Genomic DNA, 17,203 nt, shown 5'->3' on the forward strand with positions numbered 1-17,203 from the left:
TAAAATTGTTTGCGCGCGTCAGTGCGGGTTGCGCGGGTGCGCGCGGCGCCGAGTGGAGGGCCGATGCCCGAGTTCGACGAGGTGGACCGGCAGTTGCTGCGCATGCTGCGCGAGGACGGGCGGCGCACCTTCTCCGAGATGGCACCCGAGGTGGGATTGTCGGTGGCCGCGGTCAAGCGCCGGGTGGACCGGCTCAAGGACACCGGGGTGATCAAGGGCTTCACGGTGCAGATCGACCACACCAAGCTCGGCTGGGGCATCGAGGCGTTCGTGGAGCTGTCCTACACCGGTACGACACCGGTCGGGGAGATCGTCCGCACCTGCTACACGGTCCCCGAGGTGCAGGCCGTCTTCACCATCGCCGGTGACCCCGACGCCCTGGTGCACGTCCGGGTGCGGGACATCGAGCATCTGCAGCAGGTCATCGACGGTCTGCGGCGCGTCGGCCTGGTCACCGGCACCAAGACGCTGATGGTGCTGGGCTCGTGGACACGCCACGCCTGACCCGGGGGCGCGCGCCGCTCAGACCGGGTGCGTCACGGTGAACCGCTCCACGGCGTCCCACAGTTCGCGCTCGCGCCGCGGGTCGTAGGACTCCTCCGACGACCGCGCCACCCGGGCGCGGTCGACGTAGGAGCCGGTCGGGGCCGGGGTCGTGCCCAGCACGACATCGGCGAGGTAGCGGCCCGCCGCGCCGCGGCCGGTGGCGAACGGCGTGAGGGCCATCACCGGCAGGACGCGCCGCATGGCGAAGCGGGAGAGCGGTCCGGCGTTGCGGGCGAGACCGGTGCCGGGGACGAAACCGGGGTTGTACGCGATGGCGTCGATCCCGGCCGGAAGCCTCCGCGCGTACTCGTGCACGAGGTAGATGGCGGCCAGCTTGCTCGTCGAGTACGCGGTGCGCCCGCCCGCCGTGCCGGACGGCTTCGGGAAGGCCCCCGGGCGGGCCAGGACATCGGGGGAGTGCCAGGCGGGGCCGGGCACCATGCCCATGTTGTGCTCGAAGTCCCCGAAGTGGGTGTCGCTGACCGTGATCACGATCCGGGCGGGCACGGCGAAGTGGTCCTGGAGCACCCGGACGAAGACGTGGTTGGCCAGTACGTTGATGGCGAAGGTGGCCTCGAACCCGTCGGGGGACTCGGTCAGCGCGTTGGTGTACTGCATGCCCGCGTTGCCCACGAAGCCGCGCAGCGGGGGCAGCTCACCGCGCTCCAGCCGGTCATGGATCTCGGTGGCGGCGGCGCGGACGCTCTGGAGCGAGCCGAGGTCCGCCGGGACGTACGAGACCGTACGCCCGCCCGTGGCGAGCTCTTCGGCGAGCCGGGCGCCGGAGGACGCGCGGGCCACGACGAGGAGATGCGCGTCGGGCGACCGGCGCACGATGTGCTCCGCGGCGACCCGCCCGATCCCGCGGCTCGCGCCCGTCATCACGATGGTGTGGTTCGTAGCGGGCATGGAAGGCTCCTTCACTGGTCGGCCGATGGCGCCCGGTCCGGGGCGGCGGCTCCACGTTCGCCGCCCCGGGCCACGCCGGCCAGTGCCGTCCCCGTCACTAGGACTGGCAGTACCCAGGCTCATCCGGCGCCGCGCGGCGAGAATGAACCCATGGCTTCCTCCCGCTCCGACTTCGCCGCGCTCCTGCGCGCCTGGCGCGACCGCCTCGCCCCGGCCGACGCCGGATTCGCCCCGAAGGCGAGCCGCCGCGCGCCGGGGCTGCGCCGCGAGGAACTCGCCGAACTGGCCGGGCTCTCCGTCGACTACATCCTGCGGCTGGAGCAGGGGCGCGCGAAGCACCCCTCGGACCAGGTCGTCGGCGCCCTCGCCCGCGCCCTCCAGCTGTCCCGCGCCGAACGCGACCAGCTGTACCGGAGCGCCGGGCTGCTGCCACCGCGGGACGGGACGGTCAGTGCCCATGTGCCCCCGGGCGTCCAACGGCTCGCGGCGCGCCTGGGCGACGTCCCGATCGGGGTGTTCACCGCCGACTGGACCCTGGTGTGGTGGAACGCCATGTGGAGCGCCCTGCACGGCGACCCCACCGTCCTCCCGGCCGACGAACGCAACCTCGCCCGCGCCCTGTTCGGCACCGGTGCCGCCCGCGACTCGGTGCTCCGGGTCCGGCCCGAGCGCGGACCCGACAGCTTCGAGACCTCGATCGTGGCCGACCTCAAGGACGCCGTCTCCCGCTACCCCGCCGACACCCGGCTCGCCCGCCTGGTGCGGGAACTACGGGCGGAGTCCGAGGTCTTCGCCCACCACTGGGCCACCCGGGCGACCGCCGCCCAGCACACCTCCGACCGCAAGACGATCCGGCATCCGGAGATCGGCGACATCCTGCTCGACTGCGATGTGCTCATCGTCGCCGGCGCGGATCTGCGCATGGTCACCTACACGGCGGCGACCGGAAGCAGCGACGCGGGCAAGCTGGACCTGCTGCGCGTCACAGGTCCCACACGGCCGTACCGCGCCCGTGACCGGTCCTGTTAAGGCCGCATGGGGTCGGCGTGGAGGCCCGGAGCGTCGGCATGGGAGCCGGGCAGGATCCGCGGTTCGATGTCCCGCTCGGCCGTCGTGTCGAGCGGGACGTGCAGCAGCGAGCAGGAGACGACCACATCGACCCGGTGCGCCAGGCCCAGCAGGGTGTCGAGCGTGGCCAGGGACTTCTCCAGGTCGTTGACCCGGACGTCGCGGCCGTTGAGGCAGCCCCAGCACTGGCAGAAACCCCTCACCAGCACCAACCGCACCACCACCCGCCACGACGCAGCCGCCGTGGCGATCGGCAGGCGCGCCCTGGGACACCCGATCCGGCGACGGACGGCACCGCCCCCACACGACCAGAGCGATCGTGTGGGGCATCGGACCGTCCAGGCCCGACCGGGCGCCCCGAGGCGTGAGGAACCCCGCCCGCGCGTCCCCGGACCACGGACACGATCCATGCGCGCCGGACGCGGAGCGAACGCGGGAGACCAGGGGGTACCTCCCAGCGGTAGCTGGGGGAGTGCTACTGGCCGTCGCTTCCCAGGCCCTTCTCACCGGGCCCAGTGCGTATGACGGCGGTTGTTCCCGCTCACCGCTGCGGGGCAGTCCCGGATTCCCACCGGGTTCCCTCTTGCGACGCCTCCCGCCTGGCGGACGGGGCGAACCAGCTGCGCCGGCCGGCCTAGGGCATGGGAAACCCCCGGCCGCGTCGGCCGGGGGTTCCGCTCCTCATGGCCTCGCGGAGCGGGGGGTCAGCACGCTCCGGAGTCCGACTCGCCCACCAGGTTGACCGGGACGGTGACAAAGGAGAACTGGTTGCTGGCGCATACGCCGGGGAAGGTCGTGCTGGTGGTGTTGTTGACGGTGGTGTCGGGGCCGTCCTCCGCGACGGCACCGGTCGCGCCGACGGCGAGGGACGCGGCGGTGAGAGCGAGCGTGGACAGAGCGGTCCGCATACGCATGGGAACTCCTTGCTGGGGATGAGCGGCCGGAAATGACCGGCTTCGCATGCATGGTGCCCCTTTGCCGGGCCGATCGCGGCCCAACGTCCCCCCAATGGGGTAACAGCCATCCGGTGTTGCTGTTCGCGGAAGCGGACCGGTGCGGTGCCCACGCGGCGGGCGATGGCGGCCACCGGCAGTTCGGTACCGACGAGGAGTTCATGGACGGCGGCCGCCGTCTCGACCTCCAGGAATCGGCGTACGCGGCGGAACGGGTGGTGCCACCCGCCGGGTTGTAGTGGTAGAGCTTGGCCGGGTCGGTGGCCTCGCGCGGCTCCCAGGTCCGCCCGGACCTCCATCCGCTTCGACCGCAATATGCGCTCGGTGGCGCGGGCGGATGCGGTGGCACGGGCGTACGCGGTGCCACCGCCCGCGCCGATGGCCGTTCCGATTCCGGCCAGTGTGGTGGTGACCACGACCGCTCTGCGGCCGGGCCGCCACTCCTCCGGCCGCCCCTCCTCCGTTTGGGGCAACGCGCCGCTCCTCCCTCGCCGGGGAAACGGGATCAGCCCACCCCGCCGTCGAGCAGCCAGTTGTAGCGCAGCCGCAGTGCCCGCTCCGTGCTGGCCGCCACGGTGACGAGTCCGACCACGGTGTTGCTCCATGCCGATAGCTGGATGGGCGAGGTGAAGGTCCCGACGTACTGGGCGACGCCCTCCGGATTCCGGGTGATCTGTTCGGCGAGCTGAAGGATCAGCAGAACCACACCGACGACCAGCACGATCACCGAGAGGAAACCGATACAGCGGCTCAGCGCGGGGTGCGACCGGTCGAAGCGCGCGCGGCGCCCCTCGGCGGAGGCGGGGTCCGGGATGAGCCGGAACTCGGCTCCCTCGGTGGTGACGTAGTGGCAGCGCTTGAGCCCGAAGCCGCTCGCCCTCACTTCGACGGTGCCGCCCCGGACGGGGAAGACGGCAGGGACTCTGGACTCGGCGTGATGCCTGCCATCGAGGTACAGGTGGGCCTTGACATAGCCGTCCGAGGTGTTCTGATGCTTGATGTCGACGGTGTAGACCGTCTGCCGGCCGTCGTCGTTCATCAGCCGGAGATGGAACAGCGCGCGGGTAAGCATCTGCCACCAGCGGAAACGCTTCAGCGCTCGCCCGTCCCCGGGCTTGACCCGCTGCACGGCCCGACGATGCCGCCACTCCTTGAACATGCCTCTGCTCCTGTTGCTTGCTCGGCCTCGCCGCGCAGGCGGTGTTCGACTGTCCCGGCACGGACACGAGTCTGTCCGTGCGGCCCGGCAGGCACATCAGCCCGGCGGCTCGCAGCGCCTTCGACCGAAGGCGGGGCGGTGAATGCGACCCTGGTCGAGGGCGCCTCGGCCCCGGTCTGCTGACCCTGTGGCAGATACCAGGGGAGTTGGCGATTATCCCTCGCATATGCGCGATCTTCGGCCTATCGGCATGGCATGTGCGTTTGCCTGGGATGGGTGTTCGGGTAACGCTCCTCCAGGAGGTGGTAGGCCGTGAGTGACTCCCTCGCAGCTGCCAGTACGGCCGCCGGTCCGATGGCGGAAGTCGCCCTCACCGGCGATCTGACCCGCCCCGCCCGGCTGACGGTGTCCGAGCTGCTCTCCTGGCCCCAGCACCGGGCGCGGGTGAGCTTCGACTGCGCCACCAGCGGCGTCCAGCACCACCGCTTCACCGGGCCGTTCCTGCATGACGTCCTGGTCGCCGCCGGTCCCGGCTTCGACCCCGCCCGGCGCAAGGACCGGCTGCGCTTCCTGATCGCCGTACGCGGTGCGGACGGCCACCGCGCGCTGCTGTCCTGGGCCGAGATCGACCCGGACTTCGGCCGTGCCCCCGTGCTGCTCGCGGTCACCATCGACGACACCCCGCTCGACCGCGCGGGCCCCCAGCTCGTCCTGCCCCAGGACCGCTGCGGCGCCCGGTACATCAGCGGTATCGAGGCGATCCGGGTGGACGGCGGATACACCGTCTGGACGTGATGGCCCCTGGCGGAGCCCGGTGGCGGCCGGGGCCCGGTGTCAGACCAGCGGGCGGTACGCGGTGAGCGTGACGGAGAGCGTCACATCGCAGGGCTCGGGCAGCCGCGCGATGCGCTCCTCCAGCCGCTCGCTCTGCTGATGCCAGGCGTTGGGACCCATCCCGACCAGCTGCGGCAGTGCCTTGTGGTCCAGTGTCATGGTGCTCCGCGACCGCTCGCGGGCCACCTCGGTGAAGTGCGCCGAGAGCCGGTCCGCCAGGCGCTCGTCCTTCTGCTCGCCGACCCGCAGCAGCCCCAGCGCCGCCACCAGTTCCCGTAGATGATCCGGCCGGGGTGTGACCACCAGCAGTACACCCTCAGGACGCAGAATCCGCCGCAGCTCGGCCGGATTACGCGGTGCGAAGACATTGAGGACCACCGACGCGGCCCCGTCGGCGAGCGGCAGCCCGTCCCAGGCGTCGGCCACCACCGCGCTGATCCGGGGATGGGCCCGCGCGGCCCGGCGGGCGGCGAACTTGGAGATGTCGAGCAGGATTCCCTCGGAGTCCGGGAACTCCGACATCACCCGGGCCAGGTGATAGCCCGTGCCGCCGCCGATGTCCACGACACAGCCGAGGTCCCCGCCCGTGGCCTCCGGTGCCGTCTCGCGCGCCAGCGCGGCCAGTGCCCCGGCGATCGGTGCGTAGTGGCCGGCGGCCAGGAAGTCGGCGCGGGCCGCCACCATGGCGGCGGTGTCCGCGCTGAACTTGGCGGCGCCACGCAGCAGATTGACGTACCCCTGCTTCGCCACGTCGAAGCTGTGCCCCCGCGAGCACCGCAGCGTGCCGTCGGTCATCGTCATGGCGCCGGAACAGTACGGACAGTGAAGGTACCGAACCGCCTCTTTCCGCATCGTGTCCCCCGTTACCGCCGTTGTCCTGACAGGACTCCAGCCTATGCGGAGGGCCCGGGTGTGCCGCACTCCCATCCCCTGCCCCGGGCGGCAGGCGGGCTCGTTCCTTGAAATGGCACGAGCGGCCAGGATGGCGGTGGCAGCCTGAATTCGGCGCCCGAGCCCCTGGCCCACGACCGCTGGGCCCTGCTGCGGACAACCGACGGGAGCGTGCAGAGGCCGTGACACCGAAACCGACAGACACCGAACGCGACGAGCGGATGGGCGCCCCAGGCGCGGGCGCTGACCGGGAGGGGGCCACTGTGGGCGAGCCGCTGAGGATAGGGCTGGTCGGGGCGGGCAAGATCAGCCGGGCCTATCTGGACACGCTGCCACGCCTGCCGGGACTGCGTCTGACCGCCGTGACCGACCTCAACCGGGCCCGCGCGGAGGCCGCGGCCAAAACTGCCGAGGCAGCGGCCAAAACCGCCGAGGCCGCCGCCAAGAGCACGGAGGCCGCCGCCAAGAGCACCGGGGGCGTGGCCGTCGCCGCGTCGGTCGGCGAGCTGATGGCACGTGAGGACGTCGACGCCGTACTCAACCTGACCATCCCGGCGGCGCACGCCGAGGTGGCGCTGGCCGCGCTCGCCGCGGGCCGGCATGTGTACGGCGAGAAGCCGCTGTCCGGCACCCGCGAGGAGGCCGACGCCATCCTGGGCGCGGCTGAGGCGGCCGGGCTGCGGGTCGGCTGCGCGCCGGACACCGTGCTCGGCCCCGGCACCCAGACCGCGCGCAGGGCCGTGGACGACGGGCTCATCGGCACACCGGTCGCGGCCACCGCCTTCATGACCACCGCCGGGCACGAGGCGTGGCATCCGGACCCGGAGTTCTACTACCGGCCCGGCGGCGGGCCGCTGCTGGACATGGGCCCGTACTATCTGTCCGCCCTGGTGCACCTGCTGGGCCCGGTGGCCCGGGTCACCGGAGCGGCCTCCCGGCCGCGCGCCCAGCGGAGCATCGGCAGCGGTCCGCGCGCGGGCGAGCGCTTCGCGGTCGAGGTGGACACCCATGTCACGGGGGTCCTGGAGCATCGAGGCGGCGCGCTCACCACGCTGCTGATGAGCTTCGACGTGCACGCGGCCCGGCTGCCGCGCATCGAAGTGCACGGCAGTGAGGGCTCGCTGTCGGTGCCGGACCCCAACACCTTCGACGGCCCCGTGGAGCTCTGGCGCGGTGGCGCCTGGCAGCCGCTGGCGCCGTCGGCCGGATACGCGGGCTCCGCCCGGGGGTACGGCCTGGCCGACCTGGCACGGGCACTCGGCGCGGGCCGTCCGCACCGGGCGTCCGCCGAGCTCGCCCGGCATGTCCTGGACGTCATGCTCACCCTGCTCGACGCCGCCCGGGAACGGACCTCGCTGCCGGTCGGCAGCACATGCTCCCGTCCCGAACCCGTGCCTTTCGCCAACGAGCTTTTCATGTTGGCGGACCATGACCAGGGGGTGTCCGACAGATCTTGACGCCTGCGGCGGGCTGCTCCCCGGACCACGTCGGGGAAGTCCGGCCGGCTGTGCGCCGTCGCCCTGCCCACGAGGCGGTGAACGGACGACCGGGCACAGGATTTTGTCAACGGGCTTTGCAAAGTGGGGCCGACTCGGTACGGTCCCCTTACGCTCAACGGACGCGGCCCATCCCCTCACCGAGGGCCGTATCCGTGCGGCGCCCCCAGGCGCGACGGCGCGCGCTGTGCCCAACCCCCATTGAGAATCACACTTCTCCCCGGAGGTTCCCCGTGCACAGGAAACGTCCCGACCTGCCCACCCCCGGTCCCGCCCCGCGCCGCTCCGTGATGAAGGCCGCGGCCGGCGCCGTCCTGATCACCGCGGCGAACGCGCCCGCGTGGGCCGCGCCCGTCCGCAGGCGGCCGAAGGCGGGCCGGGTGCTGGTGTTCTCCAAGACGGCGGGCTTCCGTCACGACTCCATCCCCGACGGCATCGCCGCCATCCGGCAACTGGGCACCCAGGCCGGGTTCGCCGTCGACGCCACCGAGGACGCCACCGCCTTCACCCCCGGCAACCTCGCCCGCTACGCCGCCGTGGTCTTCCTGTCCACGACCGGCGACGTCCTCAGCGGTGGTCAGCAGACGGCCTTCGAGGGCTATATCGCGGCGGGCGGCGGCTACGCCGGGGTGCACGCCGCCGCCGACACCGAGTACGACTGGCCGTTCTACGGCGGGCTGTGCGGCGCGTGGTTCCAGTCCCACCCGGCGATCCAGCAGGCCACGGTGAGGGTCGAGGACCACGCCCACCCGGCGACGGCCCACCTCGGAAACACCTGGGTGCGCACCGACGAGTGGTACAACTACCGCACCAACCCCCGCGGTACGGCCACCGTGCACGTACTCGCCGCGCTGGACGAGTCCTCGTACAGCGGCGGCACCATGAACGGCGATCACCCCATCAGCTGGTACCAGGCGTACAAGGGCGGCCGGGCCTTCTACACCGGCCTCGGCCACACCAAGGAGTCCTACGCCGAGCCCGCCTTCCGGCAGCACCTCCTCGGTGGCATCACCTACGCCATGGGCGTGGCCAAGTGACCCCTGACGTCCCGCGCAGGCGGTTCATGGCCCTCGCCGCCACGACCACCACGGGCCTCGCCGCCACCGGCCTGCCCGCCGGGTCCGCCCACGCCGCGCAGCACGGCGGCCACCAGGCGGCGGACCGGCCGCTGGCGCTGTGGTACCGCGCGCCCGCGGCCGACTGGCTGAGCGCCCTGCCGCTGGGCAACGGGCGGCTCGGCGCGATGGTGTTCGGGGGCACCGAGACCGAGCGGCTTCAGCTCAACGCGGACACCCTCTGGGCGGGCGGGCCGCACGAATACGACAACCACAAGGGGCTGGCCGCCCTGCCCCGCATCCGGCAGCTCGTCTTCGACGGCAAGTGGCCCGAGGCCGAGACGCTGATCAACTCCGACTTCCTCGGTGTGCCCGGTGGCCAGGCCCAGTACCAGACCGTCGGCAACCTGCTCCTGAAGCTGCCGACGGGCGGCACGGTGTCCGGCTACCGGCGGGAGCTGGACCTGGACTCGGCGGTCGCCACCACCACCTACACCCGCGACGGTGTGACGTACACCCGCGAGGCGTTCGCCAGCGCTCCCGACCACGTCCTCGTCGTCCGGCTGTCCGCGTCCAGGAAAAGCGCCCTGTCCTTCGGCGCCACGTTCGACAGCCCGCTGCACACCTCCCTGTCCTCACCCGACCCGCTCACCGCCGCGCTCGACGGGACCGGCGACGCCACGGGCGGTGTGGACGGCGCGGTGGGATTCCGCGCGCTGGTGCGGGTGCTCGCCGAGGGCGGCACCACCACCAGCGCCGGCGGGACCGTCACCGTCCGGGGCGCCGACGCGGCCACCGTCCTGGTGGCCATCGGCACCACCTATGTGAACTGGGAGAACGCCCATGGCGACGCGGCGGGCCGGGCGGCGGGGGACCTCAACCCGGCGGCGAACCGCCCGTATGGCCAGCTGCGCGGTCGCCATGTCGAGGACCACCGCGCGCTGTTCCGCCGTACCGCGCTGGACGTGGGCACCAGCGACGCGGCGGCCCTGCCCACCGACGAGCGCGTCGCCCGCTTCGCCTCCGGCGGCGATCCGCAACTGGTCGAGCTGCACTTCCAGTACGGCCGCTATCTGCTCATCGCCGCGTCCCGCCCCGGCACCCAGCCGGCCAACCTCCAGGGCATCTGGAACGACCTGACGAGCCCGCCCTGGGGCTCGAAGTACACCATCAACATCAATACGGAGATGAACTACTGGCCGGCCGCCCCCGCCAACCTCCTGGAGTGCTGGGAGCCGGTCTTCGCGCTGCTCGACGAGCTTGCGGTGGCCGGGCAGTCGACAGCGCGCACCCAGTACGGCGCGAATGGCTGGGTCACCCACCACAACACCGACGCCTGGCGCGGCACGGCGCCCGTGGACGGCGCCTTCTGGGGCATGTGGCCGATGGGCGGCGCCTGGCTGTCCATGGCCATCTGGGAGCACTATCGCTACACCCGCGACACGGTGAAGCTGCGGACGCGCTACCCCGTCCTCAAGGGCGCCGCCCAGTTCTTCCTCGACGCGCTGGTCACCGACCCGACCACGGGCGCGCTGGTCACCTGCCCCTCCGTCTCCCCGGAGAACGCCCACCACGCCGGGGGCGGCGGCTCGCTGTGCGCCGGGCCCACGATGGACATGCAGCTGCTGCGCGACCTGTTCGGCGCGGTGGCCTCGGCCGCCGACCTCCTCGGCGTCGACGCCGCCTTCCGGGACCAGGTGCTCGCCGCGCGCGGACGGCTCGCCCCCATGAAGGTCGGCGCGCGGGGCCAGCTCCAGGAGTGGCAACAGGACTGGGACGCGGGCGCCCCCGAGCAGCAGCACCGCCATGTCTCCCATCTGTACGGGCTGCATCCGAGCAACCAGATCGGCCGGACGCGCACCCCGGACCTCTTCGCCGCCGCGCGCACCACCCTCGTACAGCGCGGTGACGCGGGGACCGGGTGGTCGCTCGCCTGGAAGATCAACTTCTGGGCGCGGCTCCAGGAGGGGGACCGCTCCTACAAGCTGCTCACCGATCTGCTCACCCCCGAGCGCACCGCCCCCAACCTCTTCGACCTGCATCCGCCGTTCCAGATCGACGGCAACTTCGGCGCCTGCGCCGGAGTGACCGAATGGCTGCTCCAGAGCCAGCACGACGAACTGCACCTGCTGCCCGCCCTCCCGCCGAACCTGCCGGACGGCAGTGTGCGGGGCCTGCTGGCGCGGGGCGGTTTCGAGGTGGACGTCAGCTGGCGGGGCGGAGCGCTGAGCGAGGCGCGGCTGAGGGCACGGGCCGGAGGTCCGACGCGGCTGCGTACGGCGAAGGCCGTGCGGGTGACCTCCGGGGACGCGCCCGTCACCACCACCCGGCCGGAGCCGGAGGTCACGGCCTTCACCGCCGACGCGGGCGCCACCTATGTGGTCCGTCCCGCCTGAGCGTGGGCTCAGCTGCCGGTGGCCGGCAACGGCCACCTGCGCCACGTGCTCGGCGGCCTTGGTCCGCAGGAACGCCGCCGGCACCATGTCCGGGTACGGCCCCCCGCGCCCGCCCGCGTCGGCGGGGCACAGGGTGAGCGGCACCAGGTCGCGCCAGCCGAGCGCGTCGAGGATGGCGTCCTGGGTGACACGGGCGAAGCCGGTGGTGAGCACGTCGCAGACGGGGCGGGCCCCGGCGGTGGCCGCCGTGGGCCCGGTTCCGCCCGGTGCCGCTACCGGGCCCCCGAGGTGCCTGACTCCAGCAGCCGGCCGCCGTCCCAGACCACGCCGACCTGGCGGTAGTACGCGGCGATCGGCTCACGGACCTCCAGCCGGGCCAGCTCCTCGGTGGGGGAGTCGAACAGCTCCAGCTCGGCGTCGCCGACCCACGGCTGACCGCCCTCGAAGGATGCGGCGCCGGTCTCGATCAGCTCGTCGAGGGCGAGGCCCCCGCCGTTCTCGATCGACGGCAGCCGGCGGTGGTGGGCCATCGGGTGGCCGTTGACGAAGCCGCCGGTCCCGGAGGGCTCGCGCAGGGTCACCACGGCCTGGGCGAGGCGCCGGTCGGCCGCTGCGAGCGTCGCGCCGAACCGGGCCCCGGTCTCGACGCGCGGGGCGGGCCCATACGGGTGGGGGCGGGTCTGGTGGATGGAGCCGAGCTTCTTCGGATAGCCCTGCTGCACCCCGCGGGCGATCGCGAAGTCCTTGTCGACCCAGATGTAGACACAGCGGGAGTACGTCCGGCCCCGGTACGTGCAGCGGACGACCGCGAAGGTCTCCTTGTACTGGGAGAGCACCGGATCCAGCAGCTCCCGTCCGCCGGCCGCGCAGGACTGCCAGTCGGCCCAGATCAGCGCGACCGCCCCCGGATCCTCCTCGGCGGGCTCCAGCGGCTCGGGCAGGAGTTCGCGCACCCGCGCGGGGTCGGTGCGGTACTCGATGGTGAGCAGATCGCCGGAGTAGTGCCACGGCGGGGCGGGGATGAGGGACGCGGCGCCGGTGGCGGTTCTGGGCGGGAAGTAGCCTCGGACGCTGGTCATGCCGTCACGCTCCTGATGTGGAGGGCCGCTGGGCCGCGGGTGGGCTGAGGGGCATGGGGCGGCCGTCACGCACGCGCGAGCCGTTCCAGACGCTCGTGGAGATGGTCGACATAGCCCTCGGACTCCGGCTTCATCAGCACACTCCGCAGGACGCGGGCCCCGTCGGCGTCCCGGACGAGCTTCGGATGGAGGGCCGTGAGCCGATCGGCGCCGACGCGGAGCGTGCTCACGAAGACGGGGTCGCTGTCCGCCATCCCCGCCTGGAGGACGCGGTTGCTGGCCGCGTCGATCTGCGACAGCGTCGCGGCCTCGGTCACCGGGAAGTAGCTGACGATGTCCAGTTCCGGGGCCTGGTACAGCTCCAGGTGCTCCGAGCCCTCGATCAGTTCGGCCCAGCGCAGCGCCGCCCGCCGGCCCGCCGCGAGCGACTGCCCCAGCCCCTCCCGCGTGGGCGGTATCAGCTGGAACGTGAGCCACAGGGCGGCGGCCGCCGCGCCGGCGCGGGAGCACTCCAGACTGATCTCCCCGAGGTGCAGCTCCTCCGAGGTGAAGTACGTGTACGGCGAGTCGTGCAGATAGAACCGGCCCACCGAGGGATCCCGGAACAGGACGGCGCCGCAGCCGTACGGCTGGAGGCCGTGCTTGTGCGGGTCCACGACGATGGAATCCGCCTCGGCGATGGCCCGCCACGGCTCCTCGGGCAGGCCCTCCGGGCCCGGCGCCCCGGCCAGCAGGGTGAAGAAGCCACCGTAGGCGGCGTCGACGTGGACGCGTACGCCGTAGCGCTCGCGCAGCGCCAACGCCTCGTGGATCGGTTCGACGGCTCCGAGCCCGGTGGTGCCCGCGGTGAACACCACAGTGCCGACGCGGCCGGTCCGCAGGACCCGCTCCAGCGCGTCGAGATCGATCCGGCCGAGGTCGTCCACCGGGACCGGATGGCCCTCCACCCCCAGCACACCGCACATCCGGCCGTGGGTGTAGTGGGCCTCGGTGCTGTAGGCGACGCCCTTGCCGGGGTGCAGTTCGCGGGCCACGAAGAGCGCCTCGAGGTTGGCGATGGTGCCGCTGGTGGTCAGGTGGCCGAGGTGGGTGTCGTAGCCGAACATCGTGGCGAGCTGCTGGACGGCCTCCCGCTCCATCTCGGCGGTGGCCGGGCCGCCGTCCAGAGCGTGGTTGTTGGGATTGATCAGCATCGCCGTGAGGTAGCCCACGACCGCCGCCGGATGCGGTGGCTTGAGCATCTGGCCCGCGTAACGGGGGTGGAAGAAGGGGTAGTTGTCCTTGAGCCGCTCGGTGAAGACCTCGAACGCGGCGGCGAACCGGGCGTCGTCGACCGCCGGCGCCGGATGGGCCTGATAGGGGCCGAAGCTCTTCACCCAGTCGGCGTTCGACGCCACGGCCGTGGCGAGCCAGGCTTTCAGATCCATGTGGGTCCACTCCTTGGTCGGGCCGGAGGTTTTGTTCGGGGCTGGTGGTGCGGTAAGGGCCGGTGGTGCGGTCAGGGCCGGTTGGGCGGCCGGACGCCGCGGAACTCCCAGTCTCCGCCCAGGGCGGTGGACAGGACTTCCTCCGACTCGGTGGGCTGCGCTCCGACATCGCCGCGGATCGGGGTCGGGCCGGTGACGATGTGGTTGGTGAGCCGCCCGAGGCCCTCCACCTCCACATCCACGACGTCGCCGGGCTGTACGGGGCGGGAGTTGGCCGGGGTCCCGGAGAGCAGCACATCCCCGGGGTGGAGGGTGATGGTTCGGGCGATGTCGGCGACGAGATAGTGCATGTCCCACTCCATCTCGTCGGTGGACCCGTCCTGCGCCGGTCGGCCGTTGACATAGGTGCGCAGGTATTTGCCGCGGAAGTCCCAGTCGGTGACCAGCCCCGGCCCCAGCGGGCACAGCGTGTCGGACCCCTTCACACGGAGCATCGAACCGGCGTCGGTGTCCCGGAAGTCATGCAGCCCGTAGTCGTTGGCGATCGTGTATCCGGCGATGTGCTCCGCCGCCTGCTGGGGGGCGATGTTCCGCGTGGTCTTCCCGATGACGATGGCCACCTCGCCCTCGTAGTTGAGCCACTTGCACCCCTCGGGGCGGACGACGGCGCCCCGGTGGGAGTTGAGGGCGGAGGTCGGCTTGTGGAAGTAGGTGGGGGCGGCGGGGAGCCGGACCTGGAACTCGGCGACGCGGCTGCGGTGGTTGAGGTGGACGGCGATCACCTTGGAGGGGACCACGGGAGGCAGGTGGTGTGCCTCGTGGATCGCGACGCGGCGGCCGTCGCCGGTGAGGAGTTCGTCGCCCTCGCGGACGGTCTCCACGACGGCGCCGTCGAGGAGGATGCGGCGGTACTCGGGCATGTCGGCTCTCCTCATGCGGGGTTGTGCGGGGTGGTGGCGGGCGTGGCCGAGCCGGTGCCGGTCCAGCCGTCGGCCGGGCGGTCGAACCAGAGATGGGCCTGGCCGGTGCCGACGGAGTTCTCGTACGCGCCGTACTGGCGGGCCGGGGCCACGCACCCCCGCTCGCCGAGGGCACCGGCCATCATCAGATAGTGGAAGAACTTCGCCTCGGGCTGGTGGGTCCGGAATTCGTCCATGGTGTCGAGGACCTTGTCGTGGCGCCCCTCCTTGAGCCAGGCGATGCGCTCCTCGTCGGCCGCCCTCGCCCGCGGGGTGAAGACATGGCGCGGGTCGCTGGCCTCGTGGTCCCGGATCTCGCGCAGCGGCCAGAAGGTGTGCGAGAGGGCGCCGGAGGCGATCAGGAGCACACGGCGGCCGGGCGTGGCGGCGATGCCGTCGGCGAGCGCCCGGCCCAGCCGGAAGTGGTCCTCCATGTCGCCGGTCTGGCACACCCCGATGGTCATCCACCGCTTGCCGGGCAGCCCCTCGCCCAGGAACTTCCAGAGGTTGACGGTGGCGTAGTGGATCGGCAGGAAGGGGTCGTCGATGGGGGTGATGAAGGTGCCGTGTGCCTCGGCGAACCGGGCGACGGCATGGGCGAGTTCGGGATCGCCGGGGAAGTCGTACGGCATCCGGCACATGCCCCGTGGCAGTTCGTCGGAGGTGAACAACCCCGCACGCCGCGAGTGGGCCGTCACGACGAACTCGACCGTGGTGGCCCAGTGGGAGTCCAGGACGACGACGGTGTCGTAGCCATCACCCCCGAAGACATCCCCGCGGAGCTGCCGGAGGCCGGTGACCAGGGTGATCTCCTTGCCCTCGTTGAGCTCGCGCCGGGTTTCCTCGGGGAGCACGATGGTGGGGACATGGGCGAGCAGACCCGCCCCGACGATCTCACCCATGGTCGCTGAATCCCTCCGGGGCGGTCACGCGGTTCTTCAGATCGCAGTAGAAGTCGAAGCTCCAGGTGCCGCCCTCGCGGCCGACGCCGGAGAGCCGGGAGCCGCCGAAGGGCGCCCGCAGATCGCGTACGAAGAAGCAGTTGACCCAGACCGTGCCCGCCACCAGCTGGGCGGTGACGCGTTCGGCACGCCGGTGGTCGCCGGTGGCCACGGTGGCGGCCAGCCCGTAGCGGGTGTCGTTGGCGAGGCGGATCGCCTCCGCCTCGCCCGCGAAGGTCTGTAGCGTCAGCACCGGGCCGAAGACCTCCTCCTGCGCGATCTCCGAGTCCTGGGCGACGTCGGTGAGGAGGGTGGGCCGGTAATACAGACCGCCGAGCCGGGCGTGGGAGCCGCCGCCGAAGACCACGCGGGCACCGGCCGCGATCGCCCGCCGTACGAAACCGTCGACCCTCTCGATCTGGCGGGGGTGGATGGTGGGTCCGATGTCGGTGGCCTCCTCACGCGGATCACCCTGCGTCAGCCGGGCGGCCTTCCGCAGGAAGCGGTCGGTGAACTCGTCCGCGATGGACTCCTCGACGAGAAGGCGGGTGGCGGCCAGACACACCTGCCCGGCGTTGTCGAACTGCTCCACGGCCAGCTCGACGGCCAGCTCCAGATCCGCGTCCGCGAAGACCAACAGCGGGGACTTGCCGCCGAGTTCGAGGCTGAGCGGGGTCAGGTTCCGAGCGGCCGAGGCGGCGACGCGCCGGGCGGTCGGCACCGAGCCGGTGAAACTGATCCGGCGGACGTCCGGGTGGGAGGCGAGGTCGTCGCCGATCTCGGAGCCATAGCCCTGGACCACATTGAGGACACCGGGCGGCAGCCCCGCCTCGGCGGCGATGTCCGCGAGCAGCGAGGCGGTCAGCGGGGACCACTCCGCGGGCTTGAGGATCACCGTGTTCCCGGCGGCCAGGGCCGGGCCGACCTTCCAGGTGGCCAGCATCAGCGGGGCGTTCCACGGCGTGATCAGCACACAGGGGCCTGCGGGGTCCCAGCTGATGTGATTGGTGTGGCCGGGGTCGCCGTCGCCGCCGGTGTGCGTCGTGAAGTCCTCGTGGCCCAGGGTGAGCAGCCAGTCCGCGAAGAAGCGGAAGTTGCGGGCGGCGCGCGGTATGACACCCCGGCGGTGCGAGCGCAGAAGCGCGCCGTTGTCGGTGGTCTCGACGATCGCCAGCTCCTCGAGACGCTCCTCAATGCCGTCGGCGATGGCGTGGAGGACGCGGGCGCGCTCGGCCGGGGGAGTGGCGGCCCAGCCGGGGAAGGCGGCCTTGGCGGCGGCCACGGCGGCCTCGGCCTCGTCGGCGCCGCCGCGGGCGATCCGGGCGAGGGTGCTGCCGTCGATCGGCGAGACATCGGGGAAGGTGTCAGCGGACGCCACGCGTCTGCCGCCGATCCAGTGCCGGGTGTCGACGGCGACACCGGCGATCCGTGCCTCGCTCGCAGCTGTGTCCGGCCGCTGGGACATGTCCCGGTCCTCCATTTTGTTTGAC

At 72.3% G+C, this 17,203-nt stretch carries 16 protein-coding genes, 3 pseudogenes and 1 riboswitch; of the genes and pseudogenes, 8 read left to right on the plus strand and 11 right to left on the minus strand.

Annotated features, from left to right (window positions below; all coding sequences use genetic code 11):
* Window positions 1-63: 63 nt before the first annotated feature.
* Complete coding sequence (locus ACMTAK_RS44420; protein WP_262698844.1) at window positions 64-504, plus strand: Lrp/AsnC family transcriptional regulator; 441 nt, start codon at window positions 64-66, stop codon at window positions 502-504.
* Between the two features lie 18 nt (window positions 505-522).
* On the opposite strand, the gene ACMTAK_RS44425 is transcribed toward ACMTAK_RS44420, so the two are convergent.
* Window positions 523-1,455 (minus strand): SDR family NAD(P)-dependent oxidoreductase, encoded by a 933-nt coding sequence (locus ACMTAK_RS44425; protein ID WP_413811412.1) that lies wholly within the window; start codon window positions 1,453-1,455, stop codon window positions 523-525.
* Between the two features lie 150 nt (window positions 1,456-1,605).
* On the opposite strand from ACMTAK_RS44425, the gene ACMTAK_RS44430 reads away from it, so the two are divergent.
* Window positions 1,606-2,484, plus strand: coding sequence for a helix-turn-helix transcriptional regulator (locus tag ACMTAK_RS44430; RefSeq protein ID WP_413811413.1), 879 nt, complete (start codon window positions 1,606-1,608; stop codon window positions 2,482-2,484).
* Here ACMTAK_RS44430 and ACMTAK_RS44435 read toward each other — a convergent pair.
* Complete coding sequence (locus tag ACMTAK_RS44435; protein ID WP_413813292.1) at window positions 2,481-2,732, minus strand: hypothetical protein; 252 nt, start codon at window positions 2,730-2,732, stop codon at window positions 2,481-2,483. The genes ACMTAK_RS44430 and ACMTAK_RS44435 overlap by 4 nt on opposite strands.
* On the opposite strand from ACMTAK_RS44435, the pseudogene ACMTAK_RS44440 reads away from it, so the two are divergent.
* Window positions 2,704-2,967 (plus strand): annotated as a pseudogene (locus ACMTAK_RS44440) (IS200/IS605 family accessory protein TnpB-related protein); the annotation flags it as partial. The gene ACMTAK_RS44435 and the pseudogene ACMTAK_RS44440 overlap by 29 nt on opposite strands.
* A gap of 15 nt (window positions 2,968-2,982) precedes the next feature.
* Window positions 2,983-3,104, minus strand: a riboswitch (cobalamin riboswitch).
* A 123-nt stretch (window positions 3,105-3,227) separates the two neighbouring features.
* On the opposite strand, the gene ACMTAK_RS44445 reads toward ACMTAK_RS44440, so the two are convergent.
* Window positions 3,228-3,437 carry a hypothetical protein gene (locus ACMTAK_RS44445; protein WP_413811414.1) on the minus strand — a complete coding sequence of 70 codons (210 nt, stop codon included), beginning with the start codon at window positions 3,435-3,437 and terminating at the stop codon, window positions 3,228-3,230.
* A 113-nt stretch (window positions 3,438-3,550) separates the two neighbouring features.
* On the opposite strand from ACMTAK_RS44445, the gene ACMTAK_RS44450 reads away from it, so the two are divergent.
* Window positions 3,551-3,715: a hypothetical protein gene (locus ACMTAK_RS44450; RefSeq protein ID WP_413811415.1), complete on the plus strand. Its 165-nt coding sequence runs from the start codon at window positions 3,551-3,553 to the stop codon at window positions 3,713-3,715.
* Between the two features lie 266 nt (window positions 3,716-3,981).
* Here the strand turns inward: ACMTAK_RS44450 and ACMTAK_RS44455 are convergent, their stop codons facing one another.
* On the minus strand, window positions 3,982-4,635 hold the full coding sequence (locus ACMTAK_RS44455; RefSeq protein ID WP_413811416.1) for a hypothetical protein: 654 nt from the start codon (window positions 4,633-4,635) through the stop codon (window positions 3,982-3,984).
* Window positions 4,636-4,947: 312 nt separating this feature from the next.
* On the opposite strand from ACMTAK_RS44455, the gene ACMTAK_RS44460 reads away from it, so the two are divergent.
* A complete protein-coding gene (locus ACMTAK_RS44460) occupies window positions 4,948-5,430 on the plus strand; it encodes a molybdopterin-dependent oxidoreductase (protein WP_413811417.1) in 483 nt (160 codons plus the stop codon).
* Window positions 5,431-5,469: 39 nt separating this feature from the next.
* Here ACMTAK_RS44460 and ACMTAK_RS44465 read toward each other — a convergent pair whose 3' ends face one another.
* Entirely contained in the window at window positions 5,470-6,321 is an 852-nt protein-coding gene (locus tag ACMTAK_RS44465) for a putative RNA methyltransferase (RefSeq protein ID WP_413811418.1), read from the minus strand.
* 302 nt (window positions 6,322-6,623) lie between these two features.
* Between ACMTAK_RS44465 and ACMTAK_RS44470 the strand changes: the two genes are divergently transcribed.
* The 3 genes and pseudogenes from ACMTAK_RS44470 to ACMTAK_RS44480 all read left to right on the plus strand — a co-directional run bounded on the left by ACMTAK_RS44470 (window position 6,624) and on the right by ACMTAK_RS44480 (window position 11,307).
* The gene (locus ACMTAK_RS44470; RefSeq protein ID WP_413811419.1) at window positions 6,624-7,817 is read left to right on the plus strand and encodes a Gfo/Idh/MocA family protein; all 1,194 of its coding nucleotides are present in this window, start codon (window positions 6,624-6,626) and stop codon (window positions 7,815-7,817) included.
* A 329-nt stretch (window positions 7,818-8,146) separates the two neighbouring features.
* A pseudogene (locus ACMTAK_RS44475) lies at window positions 8,147-8,890 on the plus strand (ThuA domain-containing protein); the annotation flags it as partial.
* A gap of 29 nt (window positions 8,891-8,919) precedes the next feature.
* Window positions 8,920-11,307: a glycoside hydrolase family 95 protein gene (locus ACMTAK_RS44480; protein ID WP_413813181.1), complete on the plus strand. Its 2,388-nt coding sequence runs from the start codon at window positions 8,920-8,922 to the stop codon at window positions 11,305-11,307.
* A gap of 21 nt (window positions 11,308-11,328) precedes the next feature.
* Here the strand turns inward: ACMTAK_RS44480 and ACMTAK_RS44485 are convergent.
* The 6 genes and pseudogenes from ACMTAK_RS44485 to ACMTAK_RS44510 form a co-directional block, all read right to left on the minus strand.
* Window positions 11,329-11,520, minus strand: a pseudogene (locus tag ACMTAK_RS44485) (haloacid dehalogenase); the annotation flags it as partial.
* Window positions 11,521-11,579: 59 nt separating this feature from the next.
* Window positions 11,580-12,386: an acetoacetate decarboxylase family protein gene (locus tag ACMTAK_RS44490; RefSeq protein WP_413811420.1), complete on the minus strand. Its 807-nt coding sequence runs from the start codon at window positions 12,384-12,386 to the stop codon at window positions 11,580-11,582.
* Window positions 12,387-12,451: 65 nt separating this feature from the next.
* Window positions 12,452-13,813: a pyridoxal phosphate-dependent decarboxylase family protein gene (locus ACMTAK_RS44495; protein ID WP_413811421.1), complete on the minus strand. Its 1,362-nt coding sequence runs from the start codon at window positions 13,811-13,813 to the stop codon at window positions 12,452-12,454.
* 71 nt (window positions 13,814-13,884) lie between these two features.
* On the minus strand, window positions 13,885-14,733 hold the full coding sequence (locus ACMTAK_RS44500; RefSeq protein ID WP_413811422.1) for a fumarylacetoacetate hydrolase family protein: 849 nt from the start codon (window positions 14,731-14,733) through the stop codon (window positions 13,885-13,887).
* A gap of 11 nt (window positions 14,734-14,744) precedes the next feature.
* Window positions 14,745-15,674, minus strand: a complete 930-nt coding sequence (locus tag ACMTAK_RS44505) for a 3,4-dihydroxyphenylacetate 2,3-dioxygenase (RefSeq protein WP_413811423.1) — start codon at window positions 15,672-15,674, stop codon at window positions 14,745-14,747.
* Window positions 15,667-17,178 carry an aldehyde dehydrogenase gene (locus ACMTAK_RS44510; protein ID WP_413811424.1) on the minus strand — a complete coding sequence of 504 codons (1,512 nt, stop codon included), beginning with the start codon at window positions 17,176-17,178 and terminating at the stop codon, window positions 15,667-15,669. The genes ACMTAK_RS44505 and ACMTAK_RS44510 overlap by 8 nt, the downstream gene beginning before the upstream one ends.
* Window positions 17,179-17,203 lie beyond the last annotated feature (25 nt).

The sequence above is a fragment of the Streptomyces lacaronensis genome, from assembly GCF_047337785.1.
Taxonomy (GTDB): domain Bacteria; phylum Actinomycetota; class Actinomycetes; order Streptomycetales; family Streptomycetaceae; genus Streptomyces; species Streptomyces lycopersici.

Bases quoted from the DNA above. Each gene is read 5' to 3' on its own strand.
- ACMTAK_RS44505 (WP_413811423.1), bottom strand. From the start codon at position 15,674: ATGGGTGAGATCGTCGGGGCGGGTCTGCTCGCCCATGTCCCCACCATC.
- ACMTAK_RS44480 (WP_413813181.1), top strand. From the start codon at position 8,920: ATGGCCCTCGCCGCCACGACCACCACGGGCCTCGCCGCCACCGGCCTG.
- ACMTAK_RS44465 (WP_413811418.1), bottom strand. From the start codon at position 6,321: ATGCGGAAAGAGGCGGTTCGGTACCTTCACTGTCCGTACTGTTCCGGC.
- ACMTAK_RS44495 (WP_413811421.1), bottom strand. From the start codon at position 13,813: ATGGATCTGAAAGCCTGGCTCGCCACGGCCGTGGCGTCGAACGCCGAC.
- ACMTAK_RS44420 (WP_262698844.1), top strand. From the start codon at position 64: ATGCCCGAGTTCGACGAGGTGGACCGGCAGTTGCTGCGCATGCTGCGC.
- ACMTAK_RS44490 (WP_413811420.1), bottom strand. From the start codon at position 12,386: ATGACCAGCGTCCGAGGCTACTTCCCGCCCAGAACCGCCACCGGCGCC.
- ACMTAK_RS44510 (WP_413811424.1), bottom strand. From the start codon at position 17,178: ATGTCCCAGCGGCCGGACACAGCTGCGAGCGAGGCACGGATCGCCGGT.
- ACMTAK_RS44445 (WP_413811414.1), bottom strand. From the start codon at position 3,437: ATGCGTATGCGGACCGCTCTGTCCACGCTCGCTCTCACCGCCGCGTCC.
- ACMTAK_RS44425 (WP_413811412.1), bottom strand. From the start codon at position 1,455: ATGCCCGCTACGAACCACACCATCGTGATGACGGGCGCGAGCCGCGGG.
- ACMTAK_RS44455 (WP_413811416.1), bottom strand. From the start codon at position 4,635: ATGTTCAAGGAGTGGCGGCATCGTCGGGCCGTGCAGCGGGTCAAGCCC.
- ACMTAK_RS44430 (WP_413811413.1), top strand. From the start codon at position 1,606: ATGGCTTCCTCCCGCTCCGACTTCGCCGCGCTCCTGCGCGCCTGGCGC.
- ACMTAK_RS44500 (WP_413811422.1), bottom strand. From the start codon at position 14,733: ATGCCCGAGTACCGCCGCATCCTCCTCGACGGCGCCGTCGTGGAGACC.